Genomic DNA, 16,892 nt, shown 5'->3' with positions numbered 1-16,892 from the left:
AATTCCAACTCTTTTAGTTTTGTTTAGCATCAATCTGTGAACTTTAATAAAGCTCCCCTTCTACTCCTGCGCCGTCTGCATTTGGTAATAAACACCTTTGGCATCTATGAGCTCCTGGTGATTACCATGTTCGACGATATTGCCATCTACCATGACGAGGATGATGTCAGCATTTTGAATAGTAGACAGACGGTGGGCGATGATAAAGCTAGTCCGTCCCACCATGAGCTTGCTGAAAGCCTCCTGAATCAAAACTTCTGTTCGGGTATCAATAGAGGAAGTCGCCTCGTCCAAGATTAGGATTTTAGGAACAGCCAAGAAGACACGGGCAATAGTCAAGAGCTGCCGCTGACCTTGAGACAGGGAGTCCCCGGCATCCGCCAGATAGGTGTCATAACCCTGAGGAAGCTGCTGGATAAAGAAATGAGCATTGGCTGCCTTAGCAGCTGCAATGACCTCTTCTCGGCTAGCGTCTGGCCGGCCAAAGGCTATGTTGTCGTGAATGGTCGCCGTCTTGAGCCAAGTCTCTTGCAGTACCATACCAAACTGCTGGCGATAAGAGGCTCTGGTGTAATGCGTGATGGGAGTACCGTCTAGCGAAATAAGACCACTGTCTACATTGTAAAAGCGCATGAGGAGATTGATCAGGGTTGACTTACCAGCACCAGTTGGCCCGACAATTGCGACCTTGCTAGCTGCTGGAATCCTTATATTCAAATCCTGAATCAGCTCTTTGCCAGGGTCATAGCCAAAAGCCACATGCTCAAAGCTAATCTGTCCTTTGACATCTTCAGACTGAAGAATTTCTTGACCTGACTCTGCTATTTCTTCTTGGTCCAAAACGCTGTAAATTCGCTCCGCACAAGCTAAAGCACTTTGCAATTCCGACATGACAGACGATATATCATTGAAAGGCTTGGTGTACTGGTTGACGTAGTTGAGAAAAGTTACCAGCTGCCCAACCGTAAAGCCTGTTCCCTGAATGATTCGGACAGCCCCAAAGCCTACAATCAAAGCATAAATCAGGGCATTGATAAAACGAGTCGAAGGATTGACCGTCGAAGAATAGAAAATAGCCGCCTGCGAATAGTCTGCATAGATTTGATTACTGCGAGTAAAAGCTGTATCAAACTGCTCCTGAGCATTAAAAGCCTGGATCAGACTTTCCTGGGTCAGACTTTCCTCAATCAGCTGGGTCTGCGCTCCTCTTGCCTGCGTCTGCCGTTGGAAAAAGCTAAAACTTTTTCTAGCAATAAAGCGAGCTAAGAAGAGAGAAAGGGGTGTCAAAAGCAGAACCAAAAGCAAGAGGAAAAAGTCCAACTGAGCCATACTAATGATGGTCACTAAGATTGTCAGCAAACCCACAAAAAATTGATTGAAAACCATAAGCAGGCCATTGCTAAGCTGCTCCAAGTCCGTCGTCACCCGACTAACCAAGTCGCCGGTTCCCTGCCGATCCAGATAAGCCAAAGGCAGATAATGAACTTTCTTGATGACGCTTTGACAGAGCTGCCGGCTATAGCGATAGACCAGCTGATTATAGACCAAGGGATTAAGCCACTGAATCAGAGTATTGGCTAAGATGACCAACAACATCTGACCCAAAATCGGCATCAAATGCTGCTCTGCTTGAGGAAGAAGAACACTATCAACCGCATTCCCGATTAAAACTGGGAGAAGAACAGATAGAGCCACTTGAGCCACCGTTCCCAGACTAGCTAGGAGAAAGAGCCAGCGCGCCTGTAGCAAGTCTTGAGTCAAACGCCTCAAGCTGCTAGGTGATGTCTTATGCTTCATGATTACCCTCCTCTCCTTGACTATGCTGTGAATGATGGATTTCTCGGTAAATGGCAGAGCTGACTAAGAGTTCCTCATGGCGACCAAGAGCCACCTGTTCTCCCTTATCTAGGACTAAAATTTGATCTGCTGAGCGCAAGCTATTGGTCCGCTGAGAGATCAAGACCAGACTGGTCTCTGTCAATTCATTCTTGATAGCCTGCAAGAGTCTTGCCTCTGTCAGATAGTCCAGAGCAGAGGTTGCATCATCTAAAACCAAGAAAGGCGCTCTCCGCAAGACAGCTCTGGCAATGGTTAAACGCTGACGCTGACCGCCAGAAAAATTCCGACCAAAGGCCTCTACAGTCGCATCCAAGCCACCTTCCTTCTGAGAGACAAAGTCCGCCGCTTGAGCAATCTCTAAAGCCTGCCACAAGTCTGCGTCTGTTGGCTTGCTTGACATGCCCAAGGTCAGATTGGAACGAACAGTTCCTTGGAAAAGCTCCGCCTTCTGAGGCACCAGACTGATCCAAGACCGCCATTCGCTGAGATTTTTAGGACTGCGTCCTTGGGAAAAGATGGTCAACTGACCAGCAGCCACAGGATAAAGATGAGCCAGCAGCTGGACTAGAGTAGACTTCCCTGAACCTGTCCCGCCAATAACACCTAAAGTCTGACCTCTTTTCAAATCAAAAGTCAGACCAGTCAAGGCTGGACTAGCCGCATTGGGATAGGAAAAGCTGACCTGCTGGACTTTAATGGCTTGATTTGGCAGAGCTGTTTCCTGCACTAATTCCTGCAGGACATCTTCTTCTGCTTGCTCGAAGACTTGACTAATGCGACCTGCACTGATATAGCTTTGATTGAGAGAATTGACTAGCATAGCTAGCTTGAGCAATTCCACCAAAATCTGCAATAAATAATTGACCAAGGCCACTAGCATTCCCTGAGTCAACAAGCCCTTGCCGATAAAGGTATTCCCCTGCCAAATCACAGCAATCAGGGTACCATTGACCGTAAGAAAGGTCAGAGGACTAATCAGACTAGCCAGAGCTCCCGTCCTGATTTGCCAGGTTTTATAGAGCTCGTTGCGATTGCGAAAACTCTGAATCTCACGCTGGGTCTGACCGAAAGCTCGTATAACCCGCATGCCCTGTAGCTGCTCACGAGTCAGATTGACTAGCTGGTCAGTCAGCTGACGAATCTTGGCATAGAGGGGATTCATCAGACGAGACATGAAAACGATAATAGCCGTTAAAATTGCTACCATGAGCAAAAACCACAAGGTAATGACTGGACTGATAGTAAAGGCCATGATGATGGAGCCAAAAACAATGATAGGCGCCCGCAGGAAGAGACGAAGAAATTGATTGATGCCCGTCTGGATCTGATAGGTGTCACTCGTCAGTCGAGTCACCAAGCTAGAAGTCGTCAGCTCATCCCGACTAGCCTTGGGCAAGCGCAGAATCTTTTGATATAGGTCACCTGTCATCTGACGAGTAAAGCCCACTGCTGCCTTTGACGAATAATACTGGGCCACCACTGCTACCACCACACCCAGAGCAGCCAATCCCATCAAAAGAAAAACCATCCAGTAGAGATGGGAGCTGTCGTGTCTAGGAATGGTCTCATCCACAATCCCCGCAATCAAAATCGGAACCAGTAGTTCAAAACTGGCTTCCAAAAGCTTGAACAAGGGGCCCAGCAAAGACTCCCTGATATAGCCCTTGAAATATTTCAATAAATCTTTCATACTGCCTACTTCTCCATTAAACTGTATTTATTTTACCATAATTTTCAAAGAGTAAAAAATATTCTCCTTCTGACCAGCAGAAAGAGAACATTGATATTAGACTTCTTGTAAACTCTGGCTTATTTTCTTTAGCCCCATATGCAAAAATGGAGTTACAGCAAATAAGAAGCCGCCTAAAACTATAAACGTCCAGTCAAAACCAAAGTGATCAATCAACCAGCCCGTCACAGGGAAGATGACAATCATACTAAGGCTGAACATCATAGAATAGACACTAAGCATGGTCGCCCGCACTTCACTTGGCAACTGCTTTTGCAAATCGTTGTCAAAAATCGGCTGAAAGAGTGCATACAAGGCGTTGCTGATTAGATAAATCAAAATATAGATGACTGGTGTTCCAAAATAGGAAAACAGGTAAGTCACTCCAGTTAGAAGAACTACTGAAGGAAAAAGTTTCAAGGCAGAATACTTCTTTCCAATCACACTCGCCAGATAGGCAGCTAAGATATTCAAAGCACTGCCAATCAGCATGACTACCGAAATCTGCCAATCTTTTAAGTCGGGCAATTGATTTTGATAGTAAAAATAAAACATACACATCAGTGTTCCGATGATTTGAGAAAGAATCATCCAGATAAAAAGGCTGGGATTTCTCTGCAACTCCTCTTTGACTGCCCAGATAATCTTTTTCATAGTCAGGCGTTCTGCTTTCTCTGCTTTGACACTTGGCTCTTTCAGCATCCAGGTCAAGAAAAGAACGACGATAGAGGTGCCAATCATGATATAGTAGGTCAGATGCAATTGTCCATGGACAAAAAATCCAGCCCAGACCGTTCCCAAAGACCGAGTCGCTTCAGCCACCCCCGACATAAAACTGGAGATGGACAGGTAACGTTCCTTGAGTCCGGCCTCCACAGACGAATCATAAACCATGGCTGCGCTTGTCCCCGAATCAAAATTATAGGACCAAGCACTAATCACCATAGCCAGTGCATAGACCCAGAAGTTCCCCTGCCCAGCTAACATAAGAATCGAAGACACAATCCCGGCTATTCGGCTCAGATAAAGATTGGTCTTGTAGGAAAAGCGATCCGCCAACATCCCAGAAGGAATTTCACAGATGACACTAGTCGCATGGAAAATACTTTCCAAAAGCCCAATCTGCCAAAGGGACATGCCGTTTTGACTTAGAAATAAAATCCAAAAACTGGTAATGCCTAGAAAGGCAAAAAATTCTACTCCGGCCATCAGGCCGATATTTTTCCGATAACTTCTTTTAAACATATTTTCCCCTTTAACAAGTGTTTTCTAATTTCTATCCTTTGTCACTTGTTAATCTGCTGTTTACATGACTCCTACCTCTTCTTTCTCTAAAATTCTATATTTTGGATTATTTCATTGTTCAATCTTGAAAAAACGCCACATGGGCGTTTGATTCAATTTACGGTTTAATACGGTGCAGCATACGTGGGAATGGAATGGCTTCACGGATATGCTTAGTACCTGCTACAAAGGTTACCATACGCTCGATACCGATACCGAAGCCACCATGTGGAACTGTTCCATACTTACGAAGATCCAAGTAAAATTCATATTCTGTCGTATCCATACCAAGATCATTCATCTTAGCAACGAGGGCATCGTAGTCTTCCTCACGCATAGAACCACCGATGATTTCACCGTAGCCTTCTGGAGCAAGCAAGTCTGCACAGAGGACACGGTCTGGATTTCCAGGAACTGGTTTCATATAGAAAGCCTTGATGGCTGCTGGGTAGTTCACGACAAAGGTTGGTACACCAAAATAGTTTGAAATCCATGTTTCATGTGGTGAACCGAAGTCATCTCCACGTTCAAGATGCTCATAGTCAGCATCTTCATCATTTTCATGCGCTTGCAAGAGGTCAATCGCTTCATCATAGCTAACACGTTTGAAAGGCTCTGCAATATAGCGTTTCAGAAGTTCTACATCACGTTCCAAGGTTTCCAAAGCTTGAGGAGCACGGTCAAGAACACCTTGGATCAAAGCTTTAACATAAGCTTCTTGCAAGTCAAGTGACTCATCATGCGTCAAGTATGAATACTCTGCATCCATCATCCAGAACTCCGTCAAATGACGACGGGTTTTTGATTTTTCGGCACGGAATACAGGACCGAAGTCAAAGACGCGACCAAGAGCCATAGCACCTGCTTCCAGATAAAGCTGACCTGACTGACTCAAGTATGCCGGAGTTCCGAAGTAATCAGTTTCAAAGAGCTCTGTTGAGTCTTCTGCTGCATTTCCTGACAAGATTGGGCTGTCAAACTTCATAAAGCCATTCTTGTCAAAGAATTCATAGGTAGCGTAGATAATGGCATTACGGATCTGCATCATAGCTACTTGCTTACGAGAACGGAGCCACAAGTGACGATTATCCATAAGGAAGTCAGTCCCATGTTCTTTTGGTGTGATTGGATAGTCATTTGACTCTCCGATTACTTCGATATCTGTGATATCCAGCTCATAACCAAATTTTGAACGCTCATCTTCCTTGACGATCCCTGTCACAAAAACAGATGTTTCCTGGCTAAGTCGTTTGATAGTATCAAATTTCTCAAGTCCTACTTCTTCACCAAATTTCTCGATAAAATTAGGCTTGAAGGCTACACCTTGGAAAAAAGCTGAACCATCACGTAGTTGCAAGAAAGCAATCTTACCCTTACCTGACTTATTGGCAACCCAAGCACCGATGGTCACTTCTTGACCAACATAATTTTTCACATCAATAATTGTTACGATTTTCTTTGACACGTTTTTTCTCTTTTCTATTTTTTATTCTTTATGACAGACTGCCTCGACATTATTACCATCTGGATCCAAGACAAAGGCTGCATAATATGATGAAAGGTTCCCCCGATAATTTGGCGCACCGTTGTCTTTTCCCCCTGCCTTTAAACCAGCCTCATAACAAGCTTGAACCTGCTCATGGTTTTCTGCCAAAAAAGCAAAGTGAATCGGAGACTGCTCTCCCTCTCCCAACCAAAAATCTCCACCAGGATGTGGGCTGTTGGGAGCAACAAAACTGAGTAGAGAGCTACTTCTAAAAGCTAATTTATAGCCTAGAGGAGAAAGAAAACTTATATAAAAGTCTTTCGAAATTTGCAGATTTCTGACCTTAATTTCAAAATGATCAATCATATCTGCCTCCTAGATTGGTTGCTAAATGTCACTTTATTTCAAGACAAATCTTTTGGACATCTGTTCTATATTTTACCATAAAGCGATTGCAATAGCTATCCTTGAAGAGACGAAAATTTAAAATTCTTTAAAAAGCTATCTTTTTCCAAAAATACTATTCTATAAGAAATCAGAAAAAGAAAACAGCTGTTTAGAAAATCAGTCTCCTTTCTTATTTTTAAGCTTCTCAGACTTTTCATAAACCATACTACTTTTCTTAGTATTTACCTCTCCCTTATCATTGACTTCAATATGTACCTTAAAATAAGTCTGCTCAATCTGAGGGTTATAACGAGTCTCATAAACCATAGTAAAGTCTGCATATCCCTTCCCAGAAAGTTCCTGCTCTGAAGGTCCACCGACAGAATTTTTCAAATGCTCGCTATTCAAAGTTCGTAACTTTAACTCTAACCCTGGTTGATAATCGTTCAAGTACCAATCCATTCGGGTTGATGCATTTTCTTCAAAAAGGATCCGGTACTGTCTACCCTTGGCTTGTAAGCTATAAGTAGATTCGCCAGACTTTGATTCAGAAATAGTTGTCCACCCTTGCTCAGCATTAAGGAAAGAACAAGCCGTCAATAGGAGCAAACATATTATTAGGTTTAAAAATATCAAACTACGTTTCATGCCACATTCCTTTCTAATAGAAATCAAAACATATATTAGATACACTTTAACTGATATTGAGGTTATAGTTCATCATTCTAAACTTCTACATAAGGAAGCCCTAGAACAAACGCTTTTAGAATTATTCTATCACTTTAAACAACCTCTTACCAGCTAGAGTCGAAGAAAAGCAAAAAGGACAGGCTTTAAGCCCATCCTCTATTTTAAAAATATAATTGCTTTTCATTTATATGTTTACTTAGAATCAACCTTTTCAGTCTTAACTAAGACCATACTGCTTTCTGAAGGTTTGATTTGTCCATTCTTGTCGGCAGTTATTCCAACTTGATAATAATTTATTTCTTTTTGACTACCTGAATAATGTTCATACACCATAGTAAAGTTAGCCGAACCTTGACCAGACAGCTCCCTCTTGGCTGTCGCCCCGTCTAACCCTTTTATCTCTTCTTCATTAAGAGTATGGCACTCAAGATTTTCAAGTGGATTATAATTATCTAAATGCCAGGTTTTTCTAGCTGAACCATTGTCATTGTATAGAATCTGGTACATTTTTCCAGACACTTGTAACTTATAAAAGGGTTCTCCTTCCTTAGACTGAGAAACAGTGGTCCACCTCTGCTCTGGATGAACAAAAGAGCAAGCGGTCAAGCAAACCAAACTGACTGCCAACATTGCAAAACAGGAGATTCTCCTCATGCTTTAGCGCTCCATAAATTGCTGCAGGCGTTGAACCGCTTCCTTCAGTGTTTCCAGATCAGTCGCATAGCTGAGACGGACATTTTCTGGAGCGCCAAATCCTGCTCCGGTCACCAAAGCCACACCAACTTCTTCCAAAATAGCTGTGGTAAAGGCTGTCACATCTGTAAAACCTTTCATCTCCATAGCTTTTTTGACATTAGGGAAGAGATAGAAGGCTCCTTGAGGCTTAATGACCTCAAAACCTGGCACTTGAGCTAGAAGTGGGTAGATCGTATTGAGACGCTCTTCAAAGGCCTGACGCATAATTTCAACAGTCTCTTGACTACCTGTCAGGGCTTCAATAGCTGCATACTGGGCAACTGTCGTTGGATTGGAAGTGGTTTGACCTGCAACCTTGCTCATAGCAGCTATGATTTCTGGTTCACCAACAGCATAGCCAATCCGCCAGCCGGTCATGGAATAACTCTTAGAAACGCCATTGATAACTACTGTTTGCTTGCGGATAGCCTCTGATAGACTAGAAATTGGCGTAAATTCATTGCCGTTATAAACCAGTCGTCCATAGATGTCATCTGCCAAAATCAGAATATCATGTTCCACGGCCCAGTTTCCAATAGCCAAAAGTTCCTCTGCTGTATAAATCATACCCGTCGGATTGGATGGTGAATTCAGAACCAAGACCTTGGTCTTGTCAGTCCGAACAGCTTCCAATTGATCTACAGTTACCTTAAAGTCGTTCTCCTCAGTAGCTTGAACAAAGATAGGGACTCCTTCAGCCATCTGAATCTGATCGCCGTAACTGACCCAATAAGGCGTAGGAATAATTGCTTCATCACCTGGATCAAGAACACTCATAAAGAAGGTGTAGAGGGAGAACTTAGCTCCTGTTGCCACAGTCACTTGATTCGGTTTGATTTCATAACCGTAGTAGTTTGCAAAGTATTGAACAATAGCTTCTTTTAACTCAGGAAGACCACTAGCCACTGTATAGAAACTAGCTTTTCCATCTTCAATAGCTGCCACTGCTGCTTGCTGAATATTTTTAGGAGTCGGAAAATCCGGCTCTCCAAGAGTTAGCGACAGAATATCTCTGCCTTCAGCCTTTAAAGCTTTGGCTCTGGCCGCTGCAGCCAAGGTCACACTTTCTTCCATTTTTAAAACTCGATTAGATAATTTCATAGCCCCTCCTTGCTCAGCAATTTCCTTTTTTCAAAATCGACAATATAGTAACTCTTTCCAGATTTGACTTCCCAAATTGGCCGGCCATTCAAATAACCAAAAGTCACTTTGTCAATCGCATCAGCTCCATTTTTCCTTGCTATCCTTTCAGCCTCCTTTTTGCTAGCTCCATCACTGAGCTCATAAACGAAAATCTTGTCAGAACCCTTCTCAATCAGGACGGCTTTTTTCTTTTCTTGATCCGTTTCGCCTAGCAAGCTGTAATAGGTCTTGTCCCCATTATAAATACCAAAGCTATCAACCTTACTGACTCCTGCATACTTGCGAGCCAACTCAATGGAATTAGAACGAGCAGCCCGATAAGGCTCCATTGATAAATTAAATAGATTTAGCAGAGAAAAGGCAAGTACCGTTAAAAGAATACCTATTCCAATGACGTACTGCCATATAAGGATTTTTTTATTTCTTTTTCTTCTATTTTTCACTCGTCCATTATACTATAATTCTATCTATATTTCTATCTTTTTCACATTGATTTTAATACTATTTATTGATAAAATATGGCTATGAGAACACTAGAAGAATTATTAGAAGAAAATAAACTAGACCTTAAAACCATGATTGTTTTTAGGAAGGCTGAGCGGACCATACGCTCCATTGAACAAAGAGTCATCAAAGAAAACAAACTAACCCCTACTCAGTTTTCTGTTCTGGAAACTCTCTACAGTAAGGGAAAAATGCGAATCCAAGATTTGATAGACCATATGCTTGCGACCTCTGGAAATATGACTGTCGTCATCAAAAATATGGTTCGTGACGGTTTGATTTCCCGGACTAGCGATCCAAATGATCGCCGTTCTTATCTGATTGAATTAAGCCAGAAAGGTCAGGAATTAATCGAAGAAATCTTTCCTCAGCATATCCTGTGTGTAAAGGATGCCCTGGCTATTTTATCAGACGAAGACAAGGAGACTCTCATTTCAATTTTAAAAAAATATAAGAATCTGAGCTAAATAATTGCTAATTAGTAATATTTGTTGTAACATATTCGGTAACAAGAGGTCTAACCCTCTTTGATTAAAAAATATGGAGGACTCATAATGTCTAAAGTACTATTTATCGTTGGATCCCTTCGTCAAGGTTCTTTTAACAATCAACTGGCACAAGAAGCTGAAAAAGCTTTGGCTGGTAAAGCTGACGTATCCTATCTTGATTGGTCTCAAGTTCCAATCTTTAGCCAAGATTTGGAACAATCAACGCCTTCAGCTGTTGCTAAGGTCCGCGAAGAAGTCCAAGCTGCAGACGCTATCTGGATTTTCTCACCAGTTTACAACTTCTCTATTCCTGGTTCAGTGAAAAACCTGTTAGACTGGCTCTCTCGTTCACTTGATCTTTCTGATCCTCGTGGCGCTTCTGCTATTAACGAGAAGATTGTGACTGTCTCTTCAGTTGCCAATGCAGGACAAGAACCAATGTTTGCTATCTATAAAGACTTACTGCCATTTATTCGGACAACTGCTGTGGGCGAATTCACCTCAGCTCAAGTCAATGATTCTGCTTGGGTCGATGGTAAATTTATTGCTAGCTCAGAAACTCTTGCAGGACTAAAAGCTCAAGCGGACGCTCTTCTTGCAGCTATCAATTAGAAATTATAACTCCAATGATTTAAAACACTGGGATGCCAATCTCAGTGTTTTTCCTGTTTAACCAACAATAAAAACCAGTTTAAGTAACCAAACTTGGTCTACTTAAACTGGTTCAAATAGGGGGCAAAATAATCGATCTCGCTCAAGCTATATCATAAAATTCTAACGTTTTTATATTCAATTTATCAGCATTTGTTAAGACAATATCTGTCCCAAATTCTTTTTCATAAAACGTCATAGACATTGTTTGTCCATTTACAAAAAGCTCGATTGAATTAATATCTCGAAGAATTTCCAAGGTTAATGACTTAGGAGGATCTGATATATTCAGATGGCGAATATCCGCATAAGGTTCTTCTTTTCCAATAATCTTATGGCCCAGTCGTTCACGTCCCAAAGATAAGACCTGATTATTTTCATTATAGGAGATTTTCACACCCTGCTGATTTATGACATTTCTTGCATATATCAATTCAAAATCTTCTGGCTTTTCAAGCTCTAGTATTAGGTATTGTTGCTGTTTAACAGCACTGGAGAAGACTAATTCTGATTGATCAACTTGACCTGAAAATCTCTCTTGTATAGTTAGTTGGCTTGTTAATGTCTCAGGAATCTCTTGATACAAACGATTATTCTTAATGGATAATTTACGAGGAATGGTCATCATACCAGCCCATCCGTGATTTAAATCATGTGTGGGAATATTTCGATGCCACATCTGTTGCCAAGCTACTAGATAGCGTTCCCCTTTGTCATTAACACAGGTCTGTGGAGCATAAAAATCCAATCCGCCATCTATTTCGTGAAAATTTTCCACTTGAAAATAACCTGATTCCCAGTCAACACCTCCAATGAATGCAAGAGTAGAGTTTAAATTCCAATATTGGTTGCCTTTACGTTCCATCTCAATTGGAGACATAATAAGAACCCATTTGCCATCCAATTCAAATAGATCTGGACATTCCCACATGATTCCTTGATCTTCTTTTCCTACTAATAGTACTGATTTAAAACGCCAATCGAAGCAATTATCCGACTCAAACAAAAGAATTTGTCCCCTATTGTCCTCTGTTTTAGAAGCGACAACTGTATAATAGTGGTTGTCGTATTTCATAATTTTCGGATCACGAAAATCCGCAATATCTGCAATTCCGTTTATATGCTTTTCTCCAATAACTGGATTTCCGGCATACTTTTCAAAATGAATACCATCATGTGAAACTGCCATACATTGGGTCTCTGTGCGTACATTTCCTTCTTCAACATGACCAGTATAGATAAGAACTAACTTATCATCTATCACAATGGCACTTCCAGAGAAACAACCATTTCTATCATAAACTTCACTCGGAGCCAAAGCTACTGGTAATTCCTCCCAGTGAATCAAATCTTTTGATTTAGCATGTCCCCAATGCATAGGTCCCCAAACACTATCATATGGGTAAAATTGATAAAAGAGATGATACTCGTTCTTATAGTAAACAAAACCATTTGGATCATTCATCCAACCAATTGGGGGCAACAAATGAAACTTGCCTCGATAGCAATGATTAACTCGATGACGATTTTCTTTGATATATCGATTTACTTGTTCAATCTTTTCTTTCATAAAGTCACCTACTTAATACCTGTCCCTGAACCACCCAAACCTTGAATAATGTATTTTTGAGCGACAATATAAACCAAGATCAATGGAATTGTTGAAATCGTTAAGACAGCCATTACTTGGTTGATATAGACAGGTTGAGTTGTATTAATGGTTGTAATCGCAACTTGGAGAGAGAATTTTGATGAATCCGTCAAAACCATGAGTGGCCAAATATAATCATTCCAGCTAGAAATAAAAGACAAGACTCCTACTGTTGCTACTGCAGGTTTAGACATGGGTAGCATAATACGGAAGAATATCCGTAAAATACTTGCGCCATCCATCCGAGCAGATTCGATGATTTCTTCAGGAATAGCAATAAAAAAATTTCTAAATAGATAAATATTAAAAACACTTGCTAAACCAGGTATAATAACAGCTAAGCGATTATTAACCAACCCTAGTGCGTTAATAATGGTAAACTGAGGAATCAACATCGTTTCCATTGGAATAATCAACAAAGCCAAAAGGATACCAAATAAAAGTTTTTTCCCAGAAAAGTTAATTTTAGCAAAGGCAAAACCTGCTAAAGAGTTAACGATGATAGATCCTATAGCAAAAGTTCCAGCATAGAAAATACTATTTCCGATATAGGTAAGGATGCTAAAACGCTCTAAAACTTCTTGATAAGGCTTAAACCAATTTGCTGGATTTAAGCTTGGTAAGAAAGCCTGCCAACCTGTCAAATTCTTGTAAACATCAGCTTCTGGCTTCATAGAGGAAACCACCATCCAAATCATTGGAAAAAGAAAGAGAGCAGCTAAGAGGGTTAAGAGGACATATTCCAGAATAGTCGTTGGTCTAAAAATTTTTCTACGTTTCATTCTAGTTGTCCTCCTTCAATACACGTCTTTGGACTAAGCTAATCATACCAATCAATGTTGTAAATACAAGGGCAATTGAACTTGAATATCCAACCAATCGATCTGTGAACCCTTGTTGGTAAATATAATAAACCATGGTAATAGTTGAGTTCATCGGACCACCCTGAGTCATAACCATTGGCTGTACAATGAGTTTAAAAGCAGAAATCAATGTTGTCAACAGAACAAACAAAGCGGTTGGTTTCAAAAGTGGCATCGTAATGTAACGGAATTGTTCCCATTTAGTAAAACCATCTAATTCTGCCGCTTCATAAACATCTTGTGGAATATTTTGCATACCGCCAAGGAAAAGGAGCATTTGATAACCTGCACCTTGCCAAGCTGATACAAAGACAATAGCATACATGGCTTGCTTTGGACTCCTCAAGAATGGCTGAGACGCAATTCCAATTTTATTCAACAAGGCATTCAAAAGACCATTATTTGGATTCAATAGATAAAGCCATAAAATTGAAATAACAACTAGTGACATTACAACTGGAGCAAAGAAAGCTACCTTAAAAAACATATTTCCTTTACGTTTTTTATTGACAATCAAAGCCATACCTAGCGCCGCACCAAGCTGAACAGGAATAATCCATACAACAAATTGTGCCGTATTAACAACACTCTTTAAGAAAATTGGATCTTTAAACAAACGTATAAAATTTTCTAAACCAATAAATTTTCTGTCGTCTGGTGTCAATAAATAGTAATCTGTAAAAGCATAATAAACAACCATACAGACTGGAATAACCAGGAAAATCAAAAGCAGGATTAAAGCTGGCGATAAAAAACCATATCCTAAAAGATTTTCTTTTAATTTTAAACTCTTTTTCTGGTTCATGTTAAATTCCTCCAAGATATGATAAATTAAGTAAAATCATGATAAATTAATGTAAAAATGGAACATTAAAAAATTGACATACTTATCTGCATATTCGCTAAACAAAAACTGGCTGAGACCAACTTCATATTTGACGTTTCGCCCCACCCAGTTTTATTGTCATCTATTTTTTCAAACTATCATCAATAGCCGTTTGCATCTCTTTGGCACGTGAATCAAGCACTTTTTGAACATCTGGATTTTCTTCATAGTAGCTGATGTCTTGCATAGCTTGTTGGAATGAACGTGATACTTGCGGATAGGCTACTACAACGGGACGCGCATGCGCAGTAGCTGCGTTTTGTTCCATCAAGAAACGCATTGGTTCAGAAACTTTGTCTTTGATATTTTCAATAGTTGATTTACGGATTGGCAACACACTATTTCCAAGGCTTAAAATTTCGCTTGATTCAGTATTCGTTGCGAATTTAACAAACTCAGCAGCTGCATCTTTTTTGTTAGACTTAGTTGTAACTGCTAATTGCCAACTTCCTGAAGGTGATACCAATTTCTTAGTCTTGTTTGACACAGGATATGGCAAAATACCGAAATCAATATCTTTATAGTTGGTTTGCAAATCAGCAATTGTCCACGAACCACTTAACACCATTGGATACTGTCCAGTTTCAAATCCTTTTTCAACTGGACTAACAGTTGTATATCCTTCTTTTACTAGATCTTGGATAAATTGAACAGCTTGTGTACTTTCTTTAGAGTTAAAGTACCCTTCCGCTTTTGTTCCATCTTCATTTACTACACTACCACCATTTGACCAAATCAATGGCATATATGCATAAGGAAGCATTTCATCATTTGAGTTCAAACGGAAATCAATAGCAGCTTCTTTAAAGTGATCTTTTAGCTTTTTACTAACCGCTTTGAATTCATCCCAAGTCCAAGGCTTTTTCAAAGTTGGTAAACTTGATTCATCAATTCCAGCTTCTTTAAACATTTTTTTATTATAATAAATTCCTACGTTTGATTCTGAGTAACCAAATGCATAGAATTTACCATCGTAAGTCCCTTGTTGTTTGATACTGTCAAGCACATCCCCCATATTATTATCTTTCAAATAATCATCTAATGGAGTAATAACCTTTGATTTAGCATATGCTGCTGTATTCGGACCATCAAGCGTAATCACATCAGGTAAACTATTTGTTGTAATCGCTGCGTTAACTTTATCTTCATATCCACCGCCACTTCCGCTACGCGGAATATACTCAGTTACAACTTTGTATTTTCCTTTATACTTCTTATTAAAGTTTTGAACTACTTGTTCCCAAGCCTTCCCTTCTGCAGTCTCATCAGAAAATTGGACCCAAACTTTCACGTCATCTTTTGATGCTGCTTCTTTAGAAGTCTTACTAGATGAACCTCCACTACATCCAGCAAGAAGCCCTAGTGATAGAGCTGCAACCATTGACAGAATTACGCCTTTACGCATATTTTCCTCCTTTTTGAAACGTTTCATTTTTATTTGTTTTATATAAAGATTTATATTAAACCTTTATATTTTTGAAACGTTTCATTTTTATGGTTTCATTATACAACCGCTTTCATTTTTTGTCAAGTGATTTCTGTATTTTTTTTGTAGTACCACCTTCTGCAAAATAAACTGGTAATAAAACCCTTGATAACACAGCTTTTTCTTTAGAAATAAGTTGCAACAATAATTTGACAGAAGCTTGGGCAATCTTATCCAGAGGTTGTGCAATTGTTGACAGTAAATAAGTTTGATCCGCAGCATTTCTCAAACCATCAAAACCAATAATCTGATAATCTTGTGGAGCTTTTTTACCAAATTTCTCCATTACTTTCATAACTTTAATAGCCATAAAGTCATTAATAGCAAAAATACCATCAATTGTTGAATGTTCTAGTAAAAATTTCTCAATTTGTTTTTCAGGTTCAACAAGTGGTTCTGACATATCTAATTTTAAAACAGAATGTCCCATACTCATCAACTTTTCACAAAAACCTAATTCACGTTGTTTAGTTTCATTCTCATGGATATTAGTACTTCCAATATAAGCGAGCTGTTTAGCACCTCGATTAAGCAACTCTTCCGCTGCCATCTGCCCCCCTTTATAATTCTCTGAAGTCACATAGGAGACATTCTCTGAAAAATGTCGATCAAAACTTACAAAAGGCAAACTGCTTGAAACATACTTATCAACATCTGAATAAGTTACAGCAATAATGCCATCTACTTTGTTTTTCTCTAACATTTGAATGTACTCAATCTCATTTTTGACATCGCCATCAGCATTACAAATGAATAGTTTATATTGATTTTTAAGTAATTCTTTTTCAACATAGTAGGCTAATTCTGAAAAAAATGGGTGCCAAATTGTCGGGATTATAAGAGCAATATTATTACTTTTATTGGTCTTTAGCCCCCGCGCATAATTATCTGGAATATAATTCAACTCTTCAATTGCTTCTTGTACCTTTTTTAGTGTGACTTTTTTGATACCTTTCTCGTTGTTAATAACGCGCGAAACTGTTCCGACACTAACACCAGCACGACTAGCTACATCTTTCATTGTGATGGATGTCCGACTTTTTCCTTGCATTTCTTAACCTCCATTTTAA

The 16,892-nt window shown here is 39.8% G+C and carries 16 protein-coding genes; 2 read left to right on the top strand and 14 right to left on the bottom strand.

The features are described from left to right. Positions 1–60: 60 nt before the first annotated feature. From PCY09_RS00980 to PCY09_RS00940, 9 genes are all read right to left on the bottom strand, one after another. A complete protein-coding gene (locus PCY09_RS00980) occupies positions 61–1,797 on the bottom strand; it encodes an ABC transporter ATP-binding protein (protein ID WP_125369562.1) in 1,737 nt (578 codons plus the stop codon). Next, positions 1,787–3,529, bottom strand: a complete 1,743-nt coding sequence (locus tag PCY09_RS00975; RefSeq protein ID WP_125397121.1) for an ABC transporter ATP-binding protein — start codon at positions 3,527–3,529, stop codon at positions 1,787–1,789. The genes PCY09_RS00980 and PCY09_RS00975 overlap by 11 nt, the downstream gene beginning before the upstream one ends. Before the next feature lie 96 nt (positions 3,530–3,625). Next, entirely contained in the window at positions 3,626–4,813 is a 1,188-nt protein-coding gene (locus tag PCY09_RS00970) for an MFS transporter (RefSeq protein ID WP_048774644.1), read from the bottom strand. Between the two features lie 157 nt (positions 4,814–4,970). Further along, entirely contained in the window at positions 4,971–6,317 is a 1,347-nt protein-coding gene (gene asnS, locus PCY09_RS00965; protein WP_125397120.1) for an asparagine--tRNA ligase, read from the bottom strand. A 21-nt stretch (positions 6,318–6,338) separates the two neighbouring features. Next, positions 6,339–6,704 (bottom strand): VOC family protein, encoded by a 366-nt coding sequence (locus PCY09_RS00960; protein WP_061602115.1) that lies wholly within the window; start codon positions 6,702–6,704, stop codon positions 6,339–6,341. Positions 6,705–6,902: 198 nt separating this feature from the next. Further along, complete coding sequence (locus PCY09_RS00955; RefSeq protein WP_061602114.1) at positions 6,903–7,373, bottom strand: hypothetical protein; 471 nt, start codon at positions 7,371–7,373, stop codon at positions 6,903–6,905. A gap of 234 nt (positions 7,374–7,607) precedes the next feature. Further along, a complete protein-coding gene (locus PCY09_RS00950; RefSeq protein WP_061602113.1) occupies positions 7,608–8,069 on the bottom strand; it encodes a hypothetical protein in 462 nt (153 codons plus the stop codon). Positions 8,070–8,072: 3 nt separating this feature from the next. After that, positions 8,073–9,251, bottom strand: coding sequence for a pyridoxal phosphate-dependent aminotransferase (locus PCY09_RS00945; RefSeq protein WP_061602112.1), 1,179 nt, complete (start codon positions 9,249–9,251; stop codon positions 8,073–8,075). After that, positions 9,248–9,736 (bottom strand): DUF5590 domain-containing protein, encoded by a 489-nt coding sequence (locus PCY09_RS00940; protein ID WP_061602111.1) that lies wholly within the window; start codon positions 9,734–9,736, stop codon positions 9,248–9,250. Before PCY09_RS00940 ends, PCY09_RS00945 begins: the two co-directional genes overlap by 4 nt. Positions 9,737–9,817: 81 nt before the next feature. On the opposite strand from PCY09_RS00940, the gene PCY09_RS00935 reads away from it, so the two are divergent. Continuing rightward, entirely contained in the window at positions 9,818–10,264 is a 447-nt protein-coding gene (locus tag PCY09_RS00935) for a MarR family winged helix-turn-helix transcriptional regulator (RefSeq protein WP_045635360.1), read from the top strand. Positions 10,265–10,348: 84 nt separating this feature from the next. Further along, entirely contained in the window at positions 10,349–10,897 is a 549-nt protein-coding gene (locus tag PCY09_RS00930; protein ID WP_125397155.1) for an NADPH-dependent FMN reductase, read from the top strand. Positions 10,898–11,039: 142 nt separating this feature from the next. On the opposite strand, the gene PCY09_RS00925 is transcribed toward PCY09_RS00930, so the two are convergent. The 5 genes from PCY09_RS00925 to PCY09_RS00905 all read right to left on the bottom strand — a co-directional run bounded on the left by PCY09_RS00925 (position 11,040) and on the right by PCY09_RS00905 (position 16,873). Further along, a complete protein-coding gene (locus PCY09_RS00925; protein WP_045773321.1) occupies positions 11,040–12,506 on the bottom strand; it encodes a glycoside hydrolase family 32 protein in 1,467 nt (488 codons plus the stop codon). An 8-nt stretch (positions 12,507–12,514) separates the two neighbouring features. Further along, positions 12,515–13,369, bottom strand: coding sequence for a carbohydrate ABC transporter permease (locus PCY09_RS00920; protein WP_008809240.1), 855 nt, complete (start codon positions 13,367–13,369; stop codon positions 12,515–12,517). Between the two features lies 1 nt (position 13,370). Continuing rightward, positions 13,371–14,255, bottom strand: coding sequence for a carbohydrate ABC transporter permease (locus PCY09_RS00915; protein ID WP_012000693.1), 885 nt, complete (start codon positions 14,253–14,255; stop codon positions 13,371–13,373). A gap of 163 nt (positions 14,256–14,418) precedes the next feature. Next, positions 14,419–15,741 (bottom strand): sugar ABC transporter substrate-binding protein, encoded by a 1,323-nt coding sequence (locus tag PCY09_RS00910; protein WP_012000694.1) that lies wholly within the window; start codon positions 15,739–15,741, stop codon positions 14,419–14,421. Positions 15,742–15,853: 112 nt separating this feature from the next. Next, positions 15,854–16,873, bottom strand: coding sequence for a LacI family DNA-binding transcriptional regulator (locus PCY09_RS00905; RefSeq protein ID WP_045635255.1), 1,020 nt, complete (start codon positions 16,871–16,873; stop codon positions 15,854–15,856). Positions 16,874–16,892 lie beyond the last annotated feature (19 nt).

This window comes from Streptococcus sp. SG2 (genome assembly GCF_030439925.1).
GTDB lineage: Bacteria > Bacillota > Bacilli > Lactobacillales > Streptococcaceae > Streptococcus > Streptococcus gordonii.
This window is presented reverse-complemented; position numbering and strand designations above follow the sequence as displayed.

Coding starts and splice junctions, on each gene's coding strand:
- PCY09_RS00925 (WP_045773321.1), bottom strand. CDS start 12,506: ATGAAAGAAAAGATTGAACAAGTAAATCGATATATCAAAGAAAATCGT.
- PCY09_RS00970 (WP_048774644.1), bottom strand. CDS start 4,813: ATGTTTAAAAGAAGTTATCGGAAAAATATCGGCCTGATGGCCGGAGTA.
- PCY09_RS00950 (WP_061602113.1), bottom strand. CDS start 8,069: ATGAGGAGAATCTCCTGTTTTGCAATGTTGGCAGTCAGTTTGGTTTGC.
- PCY09_RS00920 (WP_008809240.1), bottom strand. CDS start 13,369: ATGAAACGTAGAAAAATTTTTAGACCAACGACTATTCTGGAATATGTC.
- PCY09_RS00960 (WP_061602115.1), bottom strand. CDS start 6,704: ATGATTGATCATTTTGAAATTAAGGTCAGAAATCTGCAAATTTCGAAA.
- PCY09_RS00905 (WP_045635255.1), bottom strand. CDS start 16,873: ATGCAAGGAAAAAGTCGGACATCCATCACAATGAAAGATGTAGCTAGT.
- PCY09_RS00955 (WP_061602114.1), bottom strand. CDS start 7,373: ATGAAACGTAGTTTGATATTTTTAAACCTAATAATATGTTTGCTCCTA.
- PCY09_RS00915 (WP_012000693.1), bottom strand. CDS start 14,255: ATGAACCAGAAAAAGAGTTTAAAATTAAAAGAAAATCTTTTAGGATAT.
- PCY09_RS00975 (WP_125397121.1), bottom strand. CDS start 3,529: ATGAAAGATTTATTGAAATATTTCAAGGGCTATATCAGGGAGTCTTTG.
- PCY09_RS00935 (WP_045635360.1), top strand. CDS start 9,818: ATGAGAACACTAGAAGAATTATTAGAAGAAAATAAACTAGACCTTAAA.
- PCY09_RS00910 (WP_012000694.1), bottom strand. CDS start 15,741: ATGCGTAAAGGCGTAATTCTGTCAATGGTTGCAGCTCTATCACTAGGG.
- PCY09_RS00980 (WP_125369562.1), bottom strand. CDS start 1,797: ATGAAGCATAAGACATCACCTAGCAGCTTGAGGCGTTTGACTCAAGAC.
- PCY09_RS00945 (WP_061602112.1), bottom strand. CDS start 9,251: ATGAAATTATCTAATCGAGTTTTAAAAATGGAAGAAAGTGTGACCTTG.